This is a genomic window from Amycolatopsis sp. NPDC104587 (assembly GCF_055583645.1).
In genome coordinates, this window is sequence record NZ_JBVJNO010000004.1 from 324,684 (window position 1) to 344,757 (window position 20,074).

17 protein-coding genes are annotated in these 20,074 nt (G+C 71.4%); 8 read left to right on the top strand and 9 right to left on the bottom strand.

The window, feature by feature from the left end; all coding sequences use genetic code 11:
- Positions 1-66: 66 nt before the first annotated feature.
- Positions 67-690: a hypothetical protein gene (locus ACZ61C_RS13415; protein WP_465306255.1), complete on the bottom strand. Its 624-nt coding sequence runs from the start codon at positions 688-690 to the stop codon at positions 67-69.
- A gap of 90 nt (positions 691-780) precedes the next feature.
- Entirely contained in the window at positions 781-2,550 is a 1,770-nt protein-coding gene (locus ACZ61C_RS13420; RefSeq protein WP_465306257.1) for a hypothetical protein, read from the bottom strand.
- 211 nt (positions 2,551-2,761) lie between these two features.
- Between ACZ61C_RS13420 and ACZ61C_RS13425 the strand changes: the two genes are divergently transcribed.
- The 6 genes from ACZ61C_RS13425 to ACZ61C_RS13450 all read left to right on the top strand — a co-directional run bounded on the left by ACZ61C_RS13425 (position 2,762) and on the right by ACZ61C_RS13450 (position 12,310).
- Entirely contained in the window at positions 2,762-3,895 is a 1,134-nt protein-coding gene (locus tag ACZ61C_RS13425; RefSeq protein ID WP_465306259.1) for a flagellar basal body-associated FliL family protein, read from the top strand.
- Between the two features lie 109 nt (positions 3,896-4,004).
- Entirely contained in the window at positions 4,005-5,216 is a 1,212-nt protein-coding gene (locus tag ACZ61C_RS13430) for a hypothetical protein (protein ID WP_465306261.1), read from the top strand.
- A 1-nt stretch (position 5,217) separates the two neighbouring features.
- Positions 5,218-7,587 (top strand): glycosyltransferase, encoded by a 2,370-nt coding sequence (locus ACZ61C_RS13435; protein WP_465306263.1) that lies wholly within the window; start codon positions 5,218-5,220, stop codon positions 7,585-7,587.
- Positions 7,584-8,861 (top strand): alginate O-acetyltransferase AlgX-related protein, encoded by a 1,278-nt coding sequence (locus tag ACZ61C_RS13440; protein WP_465306265.1) that lies wholly within the window; start codon positions 7,584-7,586, stop codon positions 8,859-8,861. Before ACZ61C_RS13435 ends, ACZ61C_RS13440 begins: the two co-directional genes overlap by 4 nt.
- Before the next feature lie 21 nt (positions 8,862-8,882).
- Positions 8,883-9,974 (top strand): hypothetical protein, encoded by a 1,092-nt coding sequence (locus ACZ61C_RS13445; protein WP_465306267.1) that lies wholly within the window; start codon positions 8,883-8,885, stop codon positions 9,972-9,974.
- Positions 9,971-12,310 carry a glycosyltransferase family 4 protein gene (locus tag ACZ61C_RS13450; protein WP_465306269.1) on the top strand — a complete coding sequence of 780 codons (2,340 nt, stop codon included), beginning with the start codon at positions 9,971-9,973 and terminating at the stop codon, positions 12,308-12,310. Before ACZ61C_RS13445 ends, ACZ61C_RS13450 begins: the two co-directional genes overlap by 4 nt.
- On the opposite strand, the gene ACZ61C_RS13455 is transcribed toward ACZ61C_RS13450, so the two are convergent.
- From ACZ61C_RS13455 to ACZ61C_RS13475, 5 genes are all read right to left on the bottom strand, one after another.
- Positions 12,304-13,227, bottom strand: coding sequence for an FkbM family methyltransferase (locus ACZ61C_RS13455; protein WP_465306271.1), 924 nt, complete (start codon positions 13,225-13,227; stop codon positions 12,304-12,306). The genes ACZ61C_RS13450 and ACZ61C_RS13455 overlap by 7 nt on opposite strands.
- On the bottom strand, positions 13,224-14,219 hold the full coding sequence (gene gmd / locus ACZ61C_RS13460; protein ID WP_465306273.1) for a GDP-mannose 4,6-dehydratase: 996 nt from the start codon (positions 14,217-14,219) through the stop codon (positions 13,224-13,226). Before gmd ends, ACZ61C_RS13455 begins: the two co-directional genes overlap by 4 nt.
- Before the next feature lie 197 nt (positions 14,220-14,416).
- Positions 14,417-15,085 carry a response regulator transcription factor gene (locus ACZ61C_RS13465; protein WP_465306275.1) on the bottom strand — a complete coding sequence of 223 codons (669 nt, stop codon included), beginning with the start codon at positions 15,083-15,085 and terminating at the stop codon, positions 14,417-14,419.
- Positions 15,082-16,200, bottom strand: coding sequence for a sensor histidine kinase (locus tag ACZ61C_RS13470; protein ID WP_465306277.1), 1,119 nt, complete (start codon positions 16,198-16,200; stop codon positions 15,082-15,084). Before ACZ61C_RS13470 ends, ACZ61C_RS13465 begins: the two co-directional genes overlap by 4 nt.
- Positions 16,201-16,266: 66 nt before the next feature.
- On the bottom strand, positions 16,267-17,100 hold the full coding sequence (locus ACZ61C_RS13475) for a helix-turn-helix transcriptional regulator (RefSeq protein WP_465306279.1): 834 nt from the start codon (positions 17,098-17,100) through the stop codon (positions 16,267-16,269).
- Positions 17,101-17,201: 101 nt separating this feature from the next.
- On the opposite strand from ACZ61C_RS13475, the gene ACZ61C_RS13480 reads away from it, so the two are divergent.
- Entirely contained in the window at positions 17,202-18,626 is a 1,425-nt protein-coding gene (locus tag ACZ61C_RS13480; protein ID WP_465306281.1) for an MFS transporter, read from the top strand.
- On the opposite strand, the gene ACZ61C_RS13485 is transcribed toward ACZ61C_RS13480, so the two are convergent.
- On the bottom strand, positions 18,592-18,786 hold the full coding sequence (locus ACZ61C_RS13485) for a DUF397 domain-containing protein (RefSeq protein ID WP_465306283.1): 195 nt from the start codon (positions 18,784-18,786) through the stop codon (positions 18,592-18,594). The two genes, ACZ61C_RS13480 and ACZ61C_RS13485, sit on opposite strands and share 35 nt — an antisense overlap.
- A 20-nt stretch (positions 18,787-18,806) precedes the next feature.
- Positions 18,807-19,634 (bottom strand): helix-turn-helix domain-containing protein, encoded by an 828-nt coding sequence (locus tag ACZ61C_RS13490; RefSeq protein WP_465307014.1) that lies wholly within the window; start codon positions 19,632-19,634, stop codon positions 18,807-18,809.
- A gap of 111 nt (positions 19,635-19,745) precedes the next feature.
- Here ACZ61C_RS13490 and ACZ61C_RS13495 point away from each other — a divergent pair, with 111 nt between their 5' ends.
- Positions 19,746-20,072, top strand: a complete 327-nt coding sequence (locus ACZ61C_RS13495) for a hypothetical protein (RefSeq protein ID WP_465306285.1) — start codon at positions 19,746-19,748, stop codon at positions 20,070-20,072.
- Positions 20,073-20,074 lie beyond the last annotated feature (2 nt).

A 20,074-nucleotide genomic window follows, 5' to 3' on the forward strand; every position in this document is an offset into this window, starting at 1 on the left:
ACCCCCGGAGGCCTCCCGACGGTGACCACTAAGGGAGGCGCCGGGCGGACCCGGCGCCTCCCCTTCTCAGGCGGCGTCCCAGAGTGTCAAGAACGCCGAGGCCTCGCTGCGGGCCCAGGGTCGCAGCCGTTCACGGTCACGCGCCGAAAGCTGGTACTCCTTCGCCCGGCGGACGTCGATCACCAGCGCCTCGCCGCCCGGCAGGACGTCCGGCATCGCCTGCTCGAGCACCCACAGCGCGAGCTGCGCGGAGTCCTTCGTCAACGGCTCTTCCTTGAAGTAGAGCCAGGTCGCGTACCGGCGGCCGTTGCTCTTGCGCAGCCCGAGCTGCGGGCTGACGCCGATCTCGAGCTCACCGATGCGGCAGCGCCCGCGGCCGACCTCGATCAGCCGTGGTGACTTCCGGCCGAGGTAGCGCAGCCAGCCGTCGGCTATCGCGGCGTAGTGCGGTTTCACCTTCTCGTCGGCGGCGTTGACCAGTGCGCGCAACGCTGTCGCGTCCTGGTTGGCCGCCCGGCCGGACCGCACGGCGTTGGCCGCCCGGCGGTAGTAGTTGAACGCGGCCCGCGCCGGGTCCTCGTACAGCCGGCGCTGCCGCCGGACGAACGACGACCGCGACGGACCGGAACTCGCGCTGTAGCCCACGAACGTGGGCAGGGTGATGTAGGCCATGGCCCTGCCTTCCTCCATCACGCCACCCGCGCGGTGCGGGCGGCATCTCCCCTGGACAACGCCCATTTTAGAACATATGTACGACAGTTTCGGGGGCCGAAGAGGTGACTAGCGCAGGGTGAAGGCGACCAGGTCCGTCGACTCGGTGCGGGTGAGCGGCAGCCCGTCGAGCGGGCGGGTGAGCGCCTGCTCGTACGGCGTCCCGGCGGCGCCGACCTTCAGCACCAGCACCCGGGGGATGCCGTACTTGCGCAGCACGTCGACGCTGTGGACGTCCGGGAACGTCTTGAAGGCCTCGTTGATCTCGGTGTACTGCGGGGGCTGCAGCCCGTTGACGCCGTTCGCCAGCGCCGGGAAGCCTTCGACCGACCAGAACTGGATGACGTACTCGCTGAACGGCCGGTCGGGCTGCTGGACCATCGGCAGGATCACCGCCGGCCGCGGGTCGTCCCGGAAGGTCGCGGCAAGGTCCGGCGGGATGCCCGGCGGCGACGGGTGGGGGACGGCGGGGATGCCCTCCGTCAGCGCGAACAGCGCGGGCACCACGAGCAGCACCTGCAGGAAACGGCCGCGGTCGTAGGTCGTGTCGCGGTCGCGCAGCCACTCACCGGCGCGGGTCAGCGCGCCCGCGGCGAGGACGATCAGGAGCAGCAGCACCCACAGCATCAGGCGGCCCGGCGTACGCAGGGCGTCCCAGCCCGGCAAGTACTTCCACAGGACGTAGTAGGTGAACTCGCCGCCGAGGAACCGCGAGCCCAGCGCGAAGACGAACACCACGACCGAGCCGAGGCCGAGAGCCAGCCGCACCCGGAGCGACCAGGCGCTGACGAACAGCCCGGCCACGGCCACGAGCAGCAGCGCCAGCCCGGGGAACAGGACCTTCTCGGACGCGCCGGACTGCGTCAGCCAGTCCGGGTCGACCAGGATGCCGGTGTACGGGTCGAGCGCCGTGCCTTGCCACAGCCAGGACCCGACAGTGGTGAAAAGCCCCTCCGCCGGTGGGGAGAAGACCTTGACCTCCTCCCAGCTCCGGACGAACCCGTAGTCGGTGACGACCTGCCGGTACGGCGCGGTCATCAGGTAGGTCACCACGAGGAAGACCAGCACGCCGGCGCCGTCGAGCACGGCGAGCCTGGTGCCGAAGGCCCGCCACCGCCGCAGCGCCGTCACCAGGATGACGAGCCCGACGACGCCCAGCAGGTAGATGAACGGGAGGCCGATCGCGAACCCGAGCGTCACCTGCCACGCCGCGACGACCCAGCCGGCGAACGCCCACCACGGGCGGGCCAGCTCGGGACGGCGGCCGTGCCGCAGGGAGTAGCCGTGGCCGCGGGCCAGCGCGAAGAGGGCGAGGGCGATCGCGCCCGAGGAAAGGATGTTGAGGTGGCTGATGTGGGTCAGCCGCCAGGGCGCCCAGGCGAAGGCGGCGCCGGCCAGCGCCGCGGCCTGCCAGGTGCCGCCGAGCTGACGCACCAGCAGGTACGCGCCGGCGTAGGCCATCGCGAAGGCGATCAGGAAGACGATGTTGTAGCGGAAGATCGCGGCGTACTGGCCGTCGCCGAACAGGGTCAGCGGCAGGTAACCGAGCAGGGAGTCCGAAAAGGCGAAGCTGTCGACCGCCGGGAAGAGCGTGTTCCCCGTCCACAGTGGCCCGCCGCCGGTGGCGAAGTTGTGCTGCCACGCCAGCTGCCACGCCTGCAGCAGCGGGTCGCCGAGGTCGGCGGTGACCGACGACTTCGGGTGCAGCAGCACGGGGTAGTTGAACAGTGCCGACAGGACGGCGCCGACGACCAGGGCCAGCAGGCCTTCCCGGGCGCGGCCGGTCGGCCGGATGCGGCCGAGCGCGCGCTGCGGCCTGGGTGGTGCTTCGGTGGTCACGTGGCTCCCCTCTGAAAGCCCAGCCGGCTCCCCGACCGCCGTGACCTGGGCAGCCGGACTGTACCGGAGGCACATAATCGGATGCGGGCGCGGCGAGGACTCCCGAAACCACGCCACTTGCGCTACGTTGCCGATCAACCTCAAACCGCAACCTCGCAGGTCGGCCGCACGTGCCAGACTGATGCCCCGAATGGTGGATGGGGGTCGAAGGATGAGCTGGCAGGAAGATCTGCGCCGACTCGACGCGGACCTGGCGGCCGGCCGGATCGAACCGGCTGCGCACCGGAAGCAGCGAGACGAGCTGCTCGCGCAGGCATCGGGTTCGACCGTGCCTTCACCCGTGCCGTCGCCCCTGCGGCGGCCCCCGTCTTCGTGGCACAGCGCGAACCCCGCCGCGCAGCCGGTCGATCCGCGGTCCGCGCCGCCGCAGCGGATGGACACGCCGCACACCGGCCCGCAGCCGTTCCAGCAGCAGCCTCCCCCGCGCCCGGCGCCGCCGTGGCAGCGGACGGAGTCGTCGTCGCAGAAAACGCTCTCGCCTCGCGCCGTGCCGCCGGTGCCGGACCACCTCACGACCGCGCCCAGCCCGGCCGACATCGTGCCGACGCGGTACATGCGCGTCGAAGGGTCCGTGCCGGAGGCCGACCAGATCAGCCGGTTCCCGCCGCTCGGCCGCCCGGTGCACCACCGGCCGGAAGAAGCCGAGGAGCCGGCGGGCAAGCACCGCTCCGGCGGTGGCCGGCCGACCTGGCTGTTCCTCGGCCTCGGGGTGCTGGTCGTGCTGGCGATGGTCGTCGGCGCGACCGCGTGGCTCGGCTCGGGCGACGACACCTCGCCGCAGGGCGCGCCCGCGCCGACGACGTCGGCCGCGTCCGGGGTCCGGCCGGAACCGCTGGAGGACCGGCTGCCGAAGCTGCCCGGCGAGGCCAACCCCAACAATTCGACGGTGACGATCGCCAAGGCTCGTGACCTGAAGCTGATCCCCGGCCCGACCGCCGACCTGTTCACGTCCAACGGGGCGAAGGAGATGGTGTTCCGCGGCGGCTCCGACAAGGGTGTCAACTACCTTGCGCTGGTGATCCCGACGGGTGGCGCCACGAACGCGCAAGCCGTCGTCGAGACGCTCTACCAGCAGGCGTTGGCGTCCGGCATGCGCCCGGTCGCGACCGATGTCCGGACGGCGTCGGGCCGGATCGAGAACCAGTTCCTCAACACCAGCTGGTACGGCTCGGGCAACTACGCCGTCGTCCTCGGGATCGGGCTCCCCTACAAGGGCCAGTCCGGCATGAGCGGCGAGCTGGACGGGATGCTGAGGCAGTTCGAAAGCGTCCTGCCCGCCGGTTGAGTGCCGAGGGTCACGAACCGACCCTCCGGGCCCCGGTGAGCAGGGCTGAGTGCACAATGATGCGTGAGCTGGCTCGGCTGGCAACCGCTGACGAGATAGGGGGCCGGGTTTGTCCTGGCAGGAGGAACTGCGCCGGTTGGACGAAGAGCTGGCCGCTGGTCAGATTTCGGCCGACGACTACCGGCTGCGCCGGGACAGTGTCCTGTCCGCGGCCGTCAACGCCGATCCCCAGGCCGCACCGGCGGCGGGCAATCAGGCCGAGTCCACCCAGATCATCGCCCCGGTCTCACCGCCGTCCGGCCCGACCCCGGCGCAGCAGCCCGGGGGCGCCACGGCGGCGGACCAGACCCAGATCGTGAACTCCGGCTTCGGTGACGGCGAACGCACCCAGGCCGTCAGCCAGGGCGGCGCGCCGCAGGGCTGGGCGCCGGCCGGCGACGCCGACCGCACGCAGGTCGTGCCGGGCATGCCGCAGCAGCAGCAGCCGGGCCCCGGCGGGTACCGGCCGCAGGGCCAGGGCTCCGGCGGGTTCCCCCAGCAGGCTCCCCAGTACCACCAGCAGGGCCAGCAGCAGGGCCAGCCGATGCCCTGGAACGTGCCGAGCCAGGACACGAGCACCCCGTGGGGCGGCTCGGAGTTCCCGGCCGACACCAACTGGGTCGCGCAGGGCCCGGAGCCCTCGTTCGAGGCGGCGCCGGCCAAGGGCGGCAAGAAGGTCATCGCGATCGTCATCGCCGTGGTCGTGCTCGCGGGCCTCGGGGTCGGCGGGTACTTCCTCTTCTCCGGCAACTCGAACGAGACACCGCCGGTCGCCCAGTCGTCGAGCGCGGCCCCGAAGCCGACGCAGAAGCCGAAGGACGACCTCGAGATCGCGAAGCTGCCGGGCAACGTCCTGGCCACCAACGACTTCGCGACCTTCGACGAGTACAAGGGAACCAAGGCGCTCACCGAGAACGAGTTCACCCTGCTCGCCCAGGCGAGCCCCACGAAGTCCCGCCAGTCGGTGGCCAAGCTGCCGTCCGGGGCGACCGCCGTCGTCCTGACCATGCTGGCCTCCGACGCGTCCGCCGCGTCGAACGCCGTCGACGCGCTCACCGACCAGCAGTCCAAGTTCAAGCTCGTCAAGTACACCGGCACGACGCCCCCGGGGGTCGAGGTCATGCAGCTGGACAAGGACGGCGTCGCGCTGATCCGCGCGCACTACGTGCACAAGCAGACGATCGTCCGCGTGCAGGTCGACGGGCCGGACATGGCCACCGTCTCGAAGGTGTTCGACGAAATCCTCGCGAAGCAGCTGGCCGAGCTGCCCGCCAGCAGCTGACATGACGGGAAGCGGTCCCCGGATCACCGCCTGCACGGTCGTCACCGGGGACCGGCGCGCCGCCGCCGGCGTGCTCGCCGCGTCCTACCGCGCGCACCACCCCGGCCACGGCTTCACGGTGCTGGACGCCGACGACGACACGGCTTCCGGCCGGCTCGGCCTCGACCCGGACGAGTACCACCGGCTCGCGACCTGCCACGCCGGCGCGGATCTGGTCGACGTCCTGCGACCGCTGCTCGTGCGCACCTTGCTCGACGACTACGACGTCGTGGTGCTGCTCGACCCGGAAACCGAGGTGCACGCGCCGTTCGAGGACGTCAGCGTGCTCGCGGCCGGCCACGGGCTGGTCGTCACGGCCGCGCTGCTCGAACCGCTGCCGACCGACGGTCTGGAGCCGGCCCAGGTGCCCGGCGTCTTCGACGGCTTCCTCGCCGCCGGCCAGGAAGCCCGGCCGTTCCTCGGCCACTGGGCGGAGCAGGCACGCCGGCGCTCGCCGCACCGGACCGAGCCGACCTGGCGGTGGCCGGATCTCGCGGCCGGGGTGTTCGACCACCTCGTCGTCCGGGATCCCGGGCTCGCCGTCGGCTACTGGAACCTGCACGAGCGGTCCCTCACCGGGCTGAAGTCCCTGGTGTTCCGCGGGTACGACGCCGAGACGCCGTGGCTGCTGACCACCGACTGCGGGCATCGGCCGCGCGTGCGGCTGTCCGCCGACCCGGCGCTGCGCGAGCTCTGCGAGAGCTACGGCGAACGCGTCGGGACCACTGAGGACGGAAAGCCGCCGTACGGCGAGCTTTCCGACGGTTCGCCGCTCACGATCCAGATGCGGCAGCTCTACCACGACACCTGGACCCGGGCGGAAACCTCGCGGCACACTCCGGACCCGCTCGGCCGCGTGGCCGAAAAGCTGCCCCCGCACCCGTTCGGCGACGACGGCGGGCACGCGTTTCGGCAGTGGCTGGCCGAACCCGCGTCCCCGCTCGACGCCGCGACCGGGCTGACCCGGCTGGCCGCCGCGGTCTGGCTGGCCCGCGTCGACCTGCAGGCGGTGTTCCCGCACCCGCGGGGCGCGGACCGCGCCGGGTTCCGGCAGTGGTGCGCGACGCACGGCGCCGAGGAAGGCATCGTGCCGGAGTGGGCCGTGCCCGCGGAGCCCCCGGCGCCGACCCCGCCGGTGCCCGGCTTCGGGGTGAACGTCGCCGGGTACCTGACCGCCGAGCTCGGGCTGGGCGAGATGGCCCGGGTGACCCAGCGGGCCATCGCCGCGGCCGGCGTGCCGATGGTGTCGGTCGTCGAAGAACACTCGCTGTCCGGCTCGGTCCGCACCGGGCTGGCCGCCCCGGACGACGTCGGCGCGCCCCGGTTCGGGGTAAGCCTGCTGACCGTGAACTCGGACTTCACCCGGCTCATCCTCGACACCCACCCGGACACCGGGGCGGGCCGCTACCGGATCGGGCTGTGGGCGTGGGAGCTCGAGGAGTTCCCGGCGGTGATGCACGACGGCTTCGCGCTGGTCGACGAGATCTGGACGCCGAGCGACTTCGCCACCCGGGCGATCGCGGCGCACTCGCCGGTGCCGGTCCGGACCATTCCGGTGGCCGTGCCGGACCCGGGTGAGCCGGTCCGCGAGCCAGGCCCGGTCACGCAGTTCCTCTTCATCTTCGACTTCAACTCCACCGGCGGCCGGAAGAACCCGTGGGGGGTCGTCGAGGCGTTCCACCGCGCGTTCCCCGCGCGGGACGACGTCCGGCTGGTGCTCAAGGCGACCAACGGGCACCTGAACACCCCGGCCGTGGAACGCCTGCGCCGCGCGGTCGGCGAAGACCCGCGCATCGAGCTGCTGGAGCGTTATCTTACGGTGACCGAACTCGGCGCCCTGTATGCCGAGACCGACGCCTACGTTTCGCTGCACCGCAGCGAGGGGTTCGGACTCACGGTCGCGGAGGCGATGGTCAGGGGGATTCCGGTGATCGCCACCGACTACTCGGGCACCACCGAGTTCTTCGGGCCCGAGCACGGCTGGCCGGTGCCGTTCACGATGACGGACGTCGGCCCGGGCTGGCCGCCGTACCAGCCGGAAGGCCGCTGGGCCGACCCCGATCTCGACGCCGCGGCCGAGGCGATGCGCGCCGTCGCGGACGACCGCGACGAGGCACGGCGGCGCGGGCAGGCCGCCCGCGCGCACATCCTGCGCACCCGCTCGACGGACACCGCCGCGGCGTGGATGCGCGAGCGGCTGACCGAAGCCCACCGGACGTGGCTGGCCGGCCGTCCGCAGCCGGCGCCGAAGCGGCATCCGCTGGTCGCCGGGGCCCGCCGGGTGCTCCGGCCGGTCCGCGCCGCGGCCCGCCGGATGGGGGTGAGAGCGTGACGCGCACCGAGGGACCCAAGCCCACGCTGCCGCCCGTCTACGAGGCGTTCCTCCCGCGCGAGCACGCGCTGTACCGGCCGCGTCACGGCCGCAAGCAGCTCGCGGCGCTGCTGTGCGCGACGGTCTTCTTCGCCACCCCGGCGTTGTCGGCGATCCTCGGCGCACGGCCGTCGGAGTTCGAGAACCGCAAGCTGACGCCGTTCCCGGGCATCGGCCAGGGCTGGTCGTTCTTCACGCAGCTGGGCCAGTGGACCACCGACCACCTGGTGTTCCGCGAGCAGGCCGTGCACGCCGCCGACGGCATCAGCCGCGGGGTGTTCGGCGAGCCGCCGCCGCTGCACCAGGAGAACCAGCAGGGACCGCTGCAGGTGCCCGCCGACACCGCGCCCACCAAGCTCGACCGGCGCCAGTTCCCCGACGTCATCGAGGGCAAGGACGGCTGGCTCTACCTCGGCGACGAAGCCACCAGCCACTGTGTGCAGGCGGTCGACCTCGACACGACGTTCGCGCGGCTGCGTTCCTTCCGCGACACGGTCGAGGCGTCCGGACGGCAGTTCGTGGTCGTCGTCGCGCCGGACAAGATCGGCATGGTCCCGCAGCACCTGCCCGACGACTACCTCGGCAAGGACTGCCGCCAGAAGGTGGCCGACGACTTCTGGCGCCGGGTCGACGGCGAGAACTTCATGCTCGACGTCCGCGGCGGCATGCAGGAGTGGGCGAACCGCAAGGGCGAGCCGCTCTACGGCCCGCAGGACGCGCACTGGGACGACGAAGGCGCGATCACCGCGGTCCGCGCGGTCGCCGAAAAGCTCCGGCCGGGGGTCAGCCGGACCTGGCGGCTGCAGCCGAAGGGCGACTGGCAGCTGCCGGCCGACCTACCCCCGTTGATCGGCAAGACCGGCGTCACCTCCGGCACGCACTACGCGCTGATGCCGGACGGCAAGACCGACCGGACCCGGGCGATGCCCGGCGACTACGTCACGCCCGTGCACACCAACACCACGAGCGGAGCCGGCACCTACGGCCTGCGCACGGCCTGGATCGGCGACTCGTTCACCATCCGGGCGCTGCCTTACCTCGCCGCGTCCTTCGGCGACCTGACCGCGCTCCACACCAGCACGGCCGACCACGACAGCGGTGAGGCCATCGCGGACCTGCTCCAAGCCAGCGACACCGTCGTGCTGGAGCTGACCGAGCGCGGGTTCGCCGCCGGCTCGGTGTCGCTGCTGTCGCCGGCCGTGCAGAAGAACATCTCGCGCAAGCTCAACCCATGAGATCGAACCGGGGAACCCGAAATGCCTGCTGACCGCGTGGCCGCCGCTTTGGCCCGCCTCGACGAACACCGCGAACTGCATCTGCCGCTGCCCAAGACCGACCTGCTGGGCCGGCTGGCGCTGCGGTTCCTGTGGAAGCGCCAGGTGAGGTGGCAGGTCGAGGCCAATCTGGCGATCCGGGACGCGCTCGCCGCCGTCGAGGAGCGGACCAGTGCCATCGAAGGCGGGGAAGGCCGGCTCGTACGGCACACCGAGCTGGCCCACGAGATCGAGCAGCTCCGCCGGCACGACCAGACGATGACCGCGGGCCTCAACCAGCGGCTGTACTCGGGGCTGGGCCGGGTCGAGTCGCAGCTGAGCGAGCTGCGGCTGCGCCAAGCCGAAAGCGGCGAAACCGGCGACGACGTCGAGCAGCGGCTGAAGGCGCTCGAGACCCAGGTCGCCGCGCTGACGTCGGCGGCCACCGACGTCCGGCTCCGGCACGCGCAGCTGGACCTCGCGCTCGACCGCGTCCGCGCCGGTCAGGAGCCGGCCGACGTCGAGGCGGCCGACCGCGAGTCGTTCCTCGAGCTCGCGCTGTCCGAGCTGCTGGACGGGCCCGCCGACCACGTCCGCGAAGCTCGCCGCACGCACCTGCCGCTCGTCACCGGCCCGGTCTTCGACGTCGCGCCCGCCCGGGGCGAGTGGCTGGAAGTCCTGCGGTCGGCCGGGTTGCCGTTCGTCGCGGCGTCGGACAACACGCTGGTCCGGAAGCACTGCGCCGGGCTGGGGCTCGACGTCGAGGCCCGCGAGCCGCTGGCCGCGCTCGCCGCCCGGCCGCCGCGCTCGCTGGGCGCGGTGACGGCGTTCCGGTACGCCGAACGCCTGGCGCCGGACGTTCTCGCGCGCTTCTTCGACCTCGCCGCGACGGCGTTGCAGCCCGGCGGAGTCCTGCTCGTCGAGACTCCGGCTTCGGAAGCCGACCTGCGGCTGGATCCGTTCGCCCGCAAGGTTTTGCCCGCCGTCTACCTGCGGTTCCTCGCCGAAGCGTCGGGCTTCGCGGACGTCGACGTCGTTTCGGTCGAGGCCCCGCACGGGCTCGGCGAGCGGCTGCGCCTGGTCGCCCGCCGATGAGCAGGGCACGCGCAGCGGTGTGGACGCCGCTGCCGCCGCAGACCAGCGGCATCGCGGACTACAGCTACCGGCTGCTCGGCGCGCTGGCCGAGCTGGCCGACGTCACCGCCGTGCACGACTCGCCGTCGGCACGTGTGCCGGACGGCGTCGAGCTGCGCTCCCCGGGCGATCCCGGTGATGGCGTGCCGATCTACCACATGGGCAACCACGCGGGGGTGCACGGCGAGATCTACCGCGAGGCGGTCGAGAACCCCGGCATCGTCGTGCTGCACGACCCGGCCCTGCTCGACTTCCACGCCGGGTACCTCGGCGGGTACACCAGCGACGCCTTCCGGGCGGAGGTGCGGTACGCGCACGGGCCGATCTGGGGCCATGCCACCGATCCGGCGCTGCTGCACGGCATGCCGGCCATCGAGGTCGACGGCGTCAAGACGCTCGACTACGCGACGCTGAGCATGGAACGCCGGCTCGTCACGAGCAGCCGCGGGGTGATCGTGCACGACCCGCACTCCGCACGGCTCCTCCAGGCGCGCTACCCGCAGGTGCCGGTGCACGCCGTGCCGCTCGGCGCGACGCTGCTCGACGGCTCCCGGCGCGACACCATCCGCGCCGACCTCGGCTGGACCGACGACCAGGTCGTGTTCGGCGTGTTCGGCAGTCTGGTCCGGTACAAGCGCGTCGCCGCCGCCGTGCTGGCGTTCGCCGAGCTGCGCCGCCGCTGGCCGAACGCGCGGCTCGTCGTCGCCGGGCACGCGGGTGAGCCCGAGCTGCTGGCCGAACTGCGGGAGACGATCGCGCAGAGCGGCGCGGGCGGGTCCGTCCACTTCGAACTGTCGCCGGACGAAAGCCGGTTCGACGAGCTGATCCTGGCCACCGACGCCGTGATCAGCCTCCGCTGGCCGACCGCGGGTGAGACCAGCGCCGTGATGATGCAGGCCTTGGGCGCCGGCCGGACGATCATCGCGAGCGACCTGCCGCAGCACCGGCACTTCGACCCGGCGTTCGTCTGGACCGTGCCGACCGACCCGGCGGGTGAGGCGGCCGGGCTCTACCGGCTGCTGGAACGCGGGATGTGCTGGCCGGAAGAGCTGCGCGCGGCCGGGGAGCTCGCGCGGAAGTGGGTCGGCGAGAACGCGTGCTGGCCGGTCGCCGCCCAGGGGTACGCCGCGGCGATCGAAGCGGCGTTGCCCGAGCCGGCGCCCGAAGTGCGGCGCCCCGGTGTCAACACCTTCGCCGACGTCCGCGCCAGCACCGGGCTGTCGGAGTCGGCGCGGCGGCACATCCAGGCGCTCGCCGCGACGGACACGAACGTCACCTTCACGGAGTTCAACAGCCAGGCGCCCTACCGGGCCGTGCCGGTGCCCCCGGACATCGCGGAACTGCGGCGGGGCAAGGAGTTCGACGTCGACCTCTGGATCGTCAACGTCAACGAGTGGCAGCTGATCCCCGAGCACGCGCTCGACCGGTACACGATCGCGCTGTGGGCGTGGGAGCTGCCGGAACCGCCGCCGCACGCGCTGCCGCACCTGCCGGGCATCAACGAGCTGTGGGTGCTGTCGTCGTTCGTCTCGGACGCGTTCCGCACGGTCACCGACATCCCGATCACGGTGGTGCCGAGCGTGGTGCCGCACGCGCCGGGCATCCGGCCCGACCGGGCGCGGCTCGGCCTGCCGGAAGACGGCCTGATCGTGCTGTACACCTTCAGCGCGTCGTCCAGCGACGCGCGGAAGAACCCGTGGGCGCTGATCGAGGCGTTCCGCCGCGCGTTCCCGCCCGAAGAGCGCGGCACGAAGGCCCACCTGGTGCTCAAGGTGAACAACCTCGAACGCTTCCCGGAGCTGGACACCGCGTTGAGCGCGGCGATGGCGTCGGTCGGCGGCACGCTGCTGCGACGCGAGATGTCCCGCGACGACATGGACACGCTGCTCGCGAGCTGCGACATCTACGCGTCCCTGCACCGGTCCGAGGGCTTCGGCATGGGCATGGCCGAGGCGATGGCCATGGGCAAACCCGTGGTGGCCACGGGGTTCAGCGCCAACCTCGACTTCATGCCGCCGGGCTCGGCCGCGGTCGTCGGGTACGACGTCCGCCCGATCTCGAAGCACGACCACCGCTTCGGCGCCGAGTTCGGTGACTGGTACTCGGTCGGCCAGCTGTGGGCGGAGCCGGACGTCGAGCAGGCCGCGCAGTGGCTGCGCCGGCTCGCCGACAGCCCCCGGCTGCGCGCGTCGATGGGCGAACGGGCGATCCAGGCGATCCAGGACTGGTCCAGCCCGGCCGCCGTCGGCAAGGTGATGACCGAACGGCTGGCGCAGCTGGCCCGCGAACGTCAGTAGCGGCGGACGCCGGGCTGGGCTTCCAGCTCGGCGACGCGGTGTTCGAGGGCGGCGGCCCGGCGGCGGTGCTCCTCAGCCGTCCGGCGGGCCTGCGCGAGCTCCTGCTGAGCCGCGTCCAGCTGCCCGCCGAGCTCACCGCGCGCCTGCTGTGCCGCTTCGACTGTCTCTTCGAGCCGCCGGATGTAGGCGACTTCGGACGGCCGTGCCTGACGCAGCTGGTCACGCTCTTCGCGGATCTCGAAAGCCGCGTAGCGCTCGAAGTCGTCGAAGACGTTGGCGGGCGCGGCAAGCGCGGCCAGGGCGTCGGTGTCGGTGGCCTGGGCGTAGAAGCGGTTGAGGCCGTCGAAGAGCCCGCAGCGGTAGCCCGCTTCGAGCAGCATCGGCTCCCACTCGTCGTGTGCGGGCTTCGGCGAGCCGGGCTCGGTGGCCTCGACGACGAGCACCCGCGGCCGGTGACGGCTCCAGTCGGCACCCTCGATCACCGCGCGTTCGGCGCCCTCGACGTCGACCTTGAGGAAGTCGACGTCGCCGGGGTGGTCGTCGAGGAGCTGGGCGAGCGTGACGACGTCGACCTCGACGTCGCGGAGGCGCCAGTCCTCCTTGTACTGCGCGGCGAGCGAGTCGTCGACCGTCGCGCGGCCCCACTGGCCGTCCACCACGTGCAGCACGGTCTTGCCGGGCTCGGCCCCGACGGCGACCCGCAGGTTGACGTCCCCGGGGCGCGCCTCATCGAGCTCGTCGGCCAGCGCCGGCTCCGGCTCGACGTTGATCCCGCGCCAGCCGAGGTCGTAGAAGTGCTTGGTGACCGAGTCCCGCGTCGGGTAACCGGCCCCCAGGTCGACATAACGACCGGTGGCCTGACCCGCGAAGACCCGGGCCAGGACGACGTCCTCCGCGTTCTGCGCGTAGGAGATCACGGGAGCGAGATCCCGGCCTTCGCGGCTTCGACCCGCAGGTCGTGGTCGACCATCATCGCGACCAGGTCCTCGAACCCGACCTCCGGCTTCCAGCCGAGCTCGGTGTGGGCCTTGGTGGCGTCGCCGACCAGGAGGTCGACTTCGGACGGCCGGAAGAACCGCGGGTCCTGCTCGACGAACCGCTCCCAGTCGTCGAGGCCGGCGTGCTTGAACGCGAGGTCGACGAAGTTGCGGACGCTGTGCGTGCGCCCGGTCGCGACGACGTAGTCCCCCGGCTCGTCCTGCTGCAGCATCTGCCACATCGCGCGGACGTAGTCGCCGGCGAAACCCCAGTCGCGGCGCGGGTCGAGGTTGCCGAGCACGAGCTTTTCCTGCAGGCCCAGCTTGATCCGCGCGACGGCGTTGGTCACCTTGCGGGTGACGAACTCGATGCCGCGGCGCGGGCTCTCGTGGTTGAAGAGGATGCCCGAGCAGGCGAAGAGGCCGTAGCTGTCGCGGTAGTTCACGGTGATGTCGTGCCCGAACACCTTCGCGACGCCGTAGGGCGAGCGCGGGTAGAACGGCGTGGCCTCGGTCTGCGGCGACTCGCGGACCTTGCCGAACATCTCGGAGCTCGACGCCTGGTAGAAGCGGATCGGGTTGTTCTGGCTGCCGCCGACCATCCGGACGGCGTCGAGCAGCCGCAGCACCCCCAGCCCGGTGACGTTCGCCGTGAGCTCGGCCTGCTTGAAGCTCAGGGCGACGAAGGAGATCGCGCCGAGGTTGTAGACCTCGTCCGGCTGCACCTGCTCCAGGACCCCGACCAGGCTGGAGAGGTCCTGCAGGTCGCCCTCGACGATCTCGACGTACGGGTAGCCGGCGCGGATCATGTCGATCCTGGGGTTGTTCTGCCCCTTGACCAGGCCGAAGACCTCGTACTGTTGCTCGTGGAGCAGCTCGGCAAGGTACTGGCCATCTTGACCGGTGATACCGGTGATCAACGCACGACGCACGGGCTGAGCTTAGCCGGGTAGTCACCCACGCTTAGCCCGAAGGTGTGACTTCGGCCGTGTCAGTGAACGCCGTCCCCCGCTCGGACGCCTCTTGAGCAGAGCATCGGCCGGGAGAGGAGGCACCATGGTCTGGATCTGCCTGGTCGCGGTCCTCGCGCTCGTCTTCCTGGTCCGCGCCGTGCGCGTCGTCCGCCGGGTCAGGCGGGGCGACGGGGTCTGACCAGACCCGACTCGTAGGCCAGCACGACCAGCTGCGCCCGGTCGCGCGCGCCGATCTTCGTCATGATGCGGCTCACGTGCGTGCGGGCCGTCGCCGTCGAGATCACCAGGTGGGCGGCGATTTCGTCGTTCGACATGCCGCCCGCCACCAGCCCGAGCACCTCGCGTTCGCGGTCGGTGATCTCCCGGACCGCGCTCGTGTTGATGCTCCGGTTCTCCGGGCGGCCGACGAACTCCTGGATCAGCCGGCGCGTCACGGTCGGCGCCAGCAGCGCCTCCCCGCTCATGACGACGCGCAGCGCGCGCAGCAGCTCGACCGGTTCGGTGTCCTTCAGCAGGAACCCGCTGGCGCCCGCGCGCAGGGCTTCGTAGACGTACTCGTCGACGTCGAAGGTGGTCAGGACCAGCACCTTCGTCCCGGCGAGGTCGGGGTTCGCGGTGATCCGGCGGGTCGCTTCGAGGCCGTCGACGCCCGGCATCCGGATATCCATCACGACGATGTCCGGCTTGTGCTCGATCGCGCCGGCCACGGCCTGCTCGCCGTCGCCCGCCTCGCCGCAGACCTCGAAGCCGTCTTCGGTCTCCAGCAGCACGCGGAACCCGGCGCGGACCAGGACCTGGTCGTCGGCCAGCAGGACGCGGATCATGCTTCCCCCTCGATCGGTAGCTCGACACGCACTTCGAAGCCGCCGTCGACCGGCCCGGCGGTGCACCGGCCGCCGAGCGCGGCGGCGCGTTCGCTCATGCCCCGCAGGCCGTGGCCCGGTGTCGGCTGGGCGGTGCCGCGGCCGTCGTCACGCACCCGGAGCGTGAAGGCGCCCGGCTTGCGCTCGAACCGGACGTCGACGTGGTTCGGCTGGTCGGCGTGCCGGACGACGTTGGTCAGCGACTCCTGCAGGATCCGGTAGCCCGCGGCGTCGACCGGTGCGGGGAGGTCACCGGGCTCGCCGTGAACGTCGACGACGAGCCCGGCGTCACGCGCGTGGGCCAGCAGCTCGGCGGCCTGGGCGAGGCTCGGCGCGGGCGCCTTGTCCTCACCGGAGCGCAGCACGGCCAGCGTCGCGCGCAGGTCCTTGAGCGCGGACGCGCTGGCTTCCTTGATGTTGAGCAGCGCCTCTTTCGCCTGCTCGGGCCGCCGGTCGGCGACGTGCGCGGCGACGCCCGCCTGGACGTTGATCATGGCCAGGCTGTGCGCGACGACGTCGTGCACCTCCCGCGCGATGCGCAGCCGCTCCTGCTCGGCGAGCCGGTGCCGGTGCTCGTCGGCCTGCTCGCGGCGGGCGGCGAGCGCGTCGAGCTGGTACCGGACGGCGGTGCCGATCCCGATGACGGCCACCAGCCACACCACGACGAACCCGGCGCCGACCGCCAGCGTGAACGACCCCGACGTCACCACGTGCGCCAGGTAGGCGACGGTCAGCGCGGCGGCGCCGGTGATCCCGGCGGTGACCGGGCCGCGCTGCCGGGTGAGCAGGAACAGGGCGATGGTCGGCACGATGATCACCGGCCCGCCGGGCAGCCCCGAGGCGTAGTAACCGAACGCGGACGCGGCCGTCACCAGGAAGAGCGTCAGCGGGAAGCGGTGGACGACCAGCAGCGTCAGCGTGGTGGCGAGCAGCCACAAGAGGGCGCCGGTGGTCATCGCCGGCGCGGCGGGATCCCACCGCGACGCCCCGCTGGTCGCCCCGAGCACGAACCCCGTGACAACGATGGTGCGCACCACGCGCCCCACCCACGGGGACCAGCCCGGCTGCCATCTCATGCCGCGAAAACTACCGGTCGTGGCGGGTCGGCGCGTCCGTCACAGAGCGACAGTCCGCGTACGTCGTCAGTCGACCATGAGCGGGAGCTTCGCCGCTGTCTCCTCGTCGGCCGGGGTGTACGTCGACACGGTGATCTCCGAGCGGCGGCCGTAGTAGAGGTACGTGAAGTTGAACTGCAGCAGCCCGACGTCCGGGTGCAGGTAGCGCTTGGTGCGGATCGGCTCGGAGTTGACGTCGTGGTGCGGCCAGAGCTCGGCGAACAGCGGCGACTCCGCCTTCAGACGCTTGACCAGCTGCTTCCACGCCGGCTCGGCGACGTGCTCGGCCATCGCCGCGCGGAAGGACGCGATCACGCGCGGGATGTTCGTCTCCCAGTCGAGCATGCGCTCGCGCCACTGCGGGTTGAGCAGGCACTGGACCAGGGTGTTGCGGTCCTCGAACGGGATCGCGTCGACGTCGCCCATCAGCCGGCTGTAGCCGCGGTTGTAGCCGAGCAGGTCGCAGCGGGCGTTGCGCACCGCGACCGGGTACGGCTCCAGCTTCTTCAGCATCAGCTCCAGCTGCGGCGAGAGGACCTGGCAGTCCTTCTCGCTCTCCGGCTCGGGCGCGCCGGCCAGGCGGAAGAGATGGGTGTGCTCGTGGGGGTCGAGCCGCAGCGTGCGGGCGATCGCCTGCAGCACCTGCTCGGACGCGTTGATGTCGCGCCCCTGCTCGAGCCACGTGTACCAGGTGACCCCGACGCCGGCGAGCTGCGCGACCTCTTCGCGACGCAGCCCTGGCGTCCGGCGGCGGCCCATGATCGGGAGGCCGACCTGCTCGGGCGTGATCCGCTCACGCCGGCTGCGCAGGAACCTCGCGAGTTCCTGGCGGCGAAGCTCGGATTCGACGGCGGTGGTCATGGTGCCAGGATCGCACGCCCCTGAACCTGGTACCAGGTAGTGACGGTACCTGGATAAACAGCAACTGGTACTAGGTTGGATTCGGGTCGATCGTAGTAGTCATGACCACGACTCACCTCGCGCCGAGCACCCTCGGCGCCCCTTCCCGGCCGGGACTGACCCCCGCCGGCCTGGTCACCGTGCTGCTGGGGGCGGCACTGCCGATCATCGACTTCTTCATCGTCAACGTCGCGCTGCCGACGATCGATGCCGACCTCCACGCGTCCACGGCGACCCTCGAACTGGTGGTGGCCGCCTACGGCATCGCGTACGCGGTGCTGCTGGTGGTCGGCGGCCGCCTCGGCGACTCGTTCGGCCGACGGCGGCTGTTCTTCGCGGGGCTATGGCTGTTCACGCTGACGTCCCTGGCCTGCGGAATCGCCCCGACTGCGACCACGCTGGTGATCGCCCGCGCCGCGCAGGGGGCGGCGTCGGCGTTGCTGCTGCCGCAGGTGCTCTCGATCATCCAGGCGACGACGTCCGGCGAAGAACGTTCACGGGCCCTGGGCTTGTACGGCGCCACGGGCGGCCTCTCGACGGTCGTCGGCCAGCTGGCCGGCGGCGCCTTGGTGGCGGCGAACCTGTTCGGCACCGGCTGGCGCCCGATCTTCCTGGTGAACGTGCCGATCGGCCTGGTGGTCCTGGTGCTGGCCCGGCGGCTGCCGGAAAGCCGCGCGCACAACCCGCTGGGCGTCGACCGCCTCGGCACGGCGTTGCTGGCGACGACCCTGCTGTCGTTGCTGGTCCCGCTGATGGAGGGGCGAGCACTGGGCTGGCCGGTGTGGTCGATCGTGCTGCTGGCGCTGTCCCCGGTGTCGGCCGCGGCGTTCGTGCACGTGGAGCGGCGCCTGGAGCGAACCGGCGGCACACCGCTGCTGCCACCGTCGGTGATGCGGCTGCCGAGTGTGCGCAGCGGGCTGATGGTGGCGATCCCGTTCTTCGGCGCGTTCGGCTCGTTCATGTTCGTGTTCGCGATGACGCTCCAGGAAGGCCTGCACTTCGGGCCGCTGGGCGCGGGCGCCGCGCTGACGCCGCTCGCGGTCGCGTACTTCACGGTGTCGATGCTGAGCAGCAGGCTGGTGACCCGGTACGGCCAGAAGGTGGTCCCGATCGGCGGCGCGATCACGGCGGTGGGCATGGTGGCGCTGCTGTGCACGACGCTGTCGACGTGGCCGCACGTGACGGTGGTGGACCTGGCGCCGTCGATGGTGGCGATCGGTGTCGGGAACGCGCTGGCGATGACGACGCTGTTCCGGATCGTGCTTTCGCACGTGCCCACGGATCTGGCCGGGGTCGGGTCCGGGGTGATGACGACCAATCAGCAGACGTCGCTGGCGCTGGGTGTGGCGACGTTGGGGAGTTTGTACGCGGCGCTGTCGGGTTCGATGGGGACCCGGGACGCGTTCGCCCTGGTGATCGGGCTGGTGGCGGTGCTGGCAGTGATCGTGGCGGTTACCGCGCGGCGGTTGCCGGACCCCCGGGTGTGAGCTGAGCCGTGAAGGCGAGCCAAGCGGCCGGTGGCACTTCGAGTGCCCCGGCCGCGGGCGCTTTCGAGTCCCGAGCGGCGACGGCGGCACCGGCGAACGCGACCTCGACACAGTCATCGTTGTTGCCGCCGCCGCTGTAGCTGCTCTTCCGCCAGTCCACGGTGCTCGCCTCTCGTCGGACTACATCTCGGCGATCATCTCCGCGATGAGAGTGCGCGAGTCTTCGTCGTCCAGAGCCAGATCGGCGAGATGATCGAAACTCAGCCTAGCAGCGCGCACATCAGCCTCCTTTTCGATCTGAAGAGCACCGAATCCGTACTGCACGTAGGCCAGGTCAGTCTCAGCCTTATCCGGAAATTCTGCGAGGATGAAGTTGCTGTACAGACCATCGTGCGATCCAGCCGTCCACGGAAGCACCTGAATCACGACATTCGGCAGCTCACCGGCCTCGATCAGGCGGCGCAACTGCGCCGCACCGCACGGCTCGCGCCGAATCACGGATTCGTCGATCACCGCATGCAGCTTCAGCAGCGGCGCCTCGACCAGGCGAAGCTGGCGGCGCAGGCGAACCTGGATCTGGTTCTCCAGATCGGCGCCCTCGAACGAGTCGCGCGCACCGGCGAAGGTGGCACGCATGTACTCCTCGGTCTGCAGCAATCCCGGCACGAACCCGAGCTGGTAGTTCCGGATCCAGGAAGCCTCGGCTTCCACGCTCACGAAACCGCGATCGTTCAAACCGAAGGCGTGCCACCAGCCCTTCTCCTTGGCGTAGTCGAACATCCGCACGTACTCGCCGTAGTCCGAGCTGATGATCCCGTAGCGGTCGAGCAGCGCCAGGAAGTCGTTGTAGCCCGGGATGAACCCCTGCTCGATCCGGCTCATCTTCGACGTGGAGAACCGAAGCGGCCCGCCCGCCTCCTCTTGGCTCAGCCCCGCCGCCTCGCGTAGCTTGCGCAGGGTGCGGCCGAGCTGGCGTCGCCGGTAGTTCGGCTTTGTCGGCCGATCCATGGTGGTCACCCCTCGCTGTCGATCAACCACGAATCGTAGGGCGGGCGGTCCGAAGCGGGATTCCCCCTTTGTGGCCGTGTTGTGCTGACTTGCGTCGAGAACCTGCAGGTCATGGACAGGTACGGCTACCCCCACGAGCTCGAGTACCGGCGCGAGGCCGAGGACGGGCGGGTGCACGAATACACCGAACTCGTCGATGACATGGGGTTCGTGCTGGAGCACCGCAGTGATCGGTACCAGGGGTGGACCGTCCGGTACGGGACGGCCTGCGCGCACGACTACCTGTCGCGGAAGCGGGCGCGGCCCGGGACCTTCGTCGTCAGCGTCTACCGGCTCTTTCCCGGGCGGCGTGATCACGTTGTCACCATCCGGGTGAACTGGCCGCCGAAAAAGACGCGGGTTCACCCGTCGGAAAAGGTGCCCGCCAAGCGACGATGAGG

Coding starts and splice junctions, on each gene's coding strand:
- ACZ61C_RS13415 (WP_465306255.1), bottom strand. CDS start 690: ATGGAGGAAGGCAGGGCCATGGCCTACATCACCCTGCCCACGTTCGTG.
- ACZ61C_RS13425 (WP_465306259.1), top strand. CDS start 2,762: ATGAGCTGGCAGGAAGATCTGCGCCGACTCGACGCGGACCTGGCGGCC.
- ACZ61C_RS13435 (WP_465306263.1), top strand. CDS start 5,218: ATGACGGGAAGCGGTCCCCGGATCACCGCCTGCACGGTCGTCACCGGG.
- ACZ61C_RS13445 (WP_465306267.1), top strand. CDS start 8,883: ATGCCTGCTGACCGCGTGGCCGCCGCTTTGGCCCGCCTCGACGAACAC.
- ACZ61C_RS13450 (WP_465306269.1), top strand. CDS start 9,971: ATGAGCAGGGCACGCGCAGCGGTGTGGACGCCGCTGCCGCCGCAGACC.
- ACZ61C_RS13465 (WP_465306275.1), bottom strand. CDS start 15,085: ATGATCCGCGTCCTGCTGGCCGACGACCAGGTCCTGGTCCGCGCCGGG.
- ACZ61C_RS13470 (WP_465306277.1), bottom strand. CDS start 16,200: ATGAGATGGCAGCCGGGCTGGTCCCCGTGGGTGGGGCGCGTGGTGCGC.
- ACZ61C_RS13475 (WP_465306279.1), bottom strand. CDS start 17,100: ATGACCACCGCCGTCGAATCCGAGCTTCGCCGCCAGGAACTCGCGAGG.
- ACZ61C_RS13480 (WP_465306281.1), top strand. CDS start 17,202: ATGACCACGACTCACCTCGCGCCGAGCACCCTCGGCGCCCCTTCCCGG.
- ACZ61C_RS13490 (WP_465307014.1), bottom strand. CDS start 19,634: ATGGATCGGCCGACAAAGCCGAACTACCGGCGACGCCAGCTCGGCCGC.
- ACZ61C_RS13495 (WP_465306285.1), top strand. CDS start 19,746: ATGGACAGGTACGGCTACCCCCACGAGCTCGAGTACCGGCGCGAGGCC.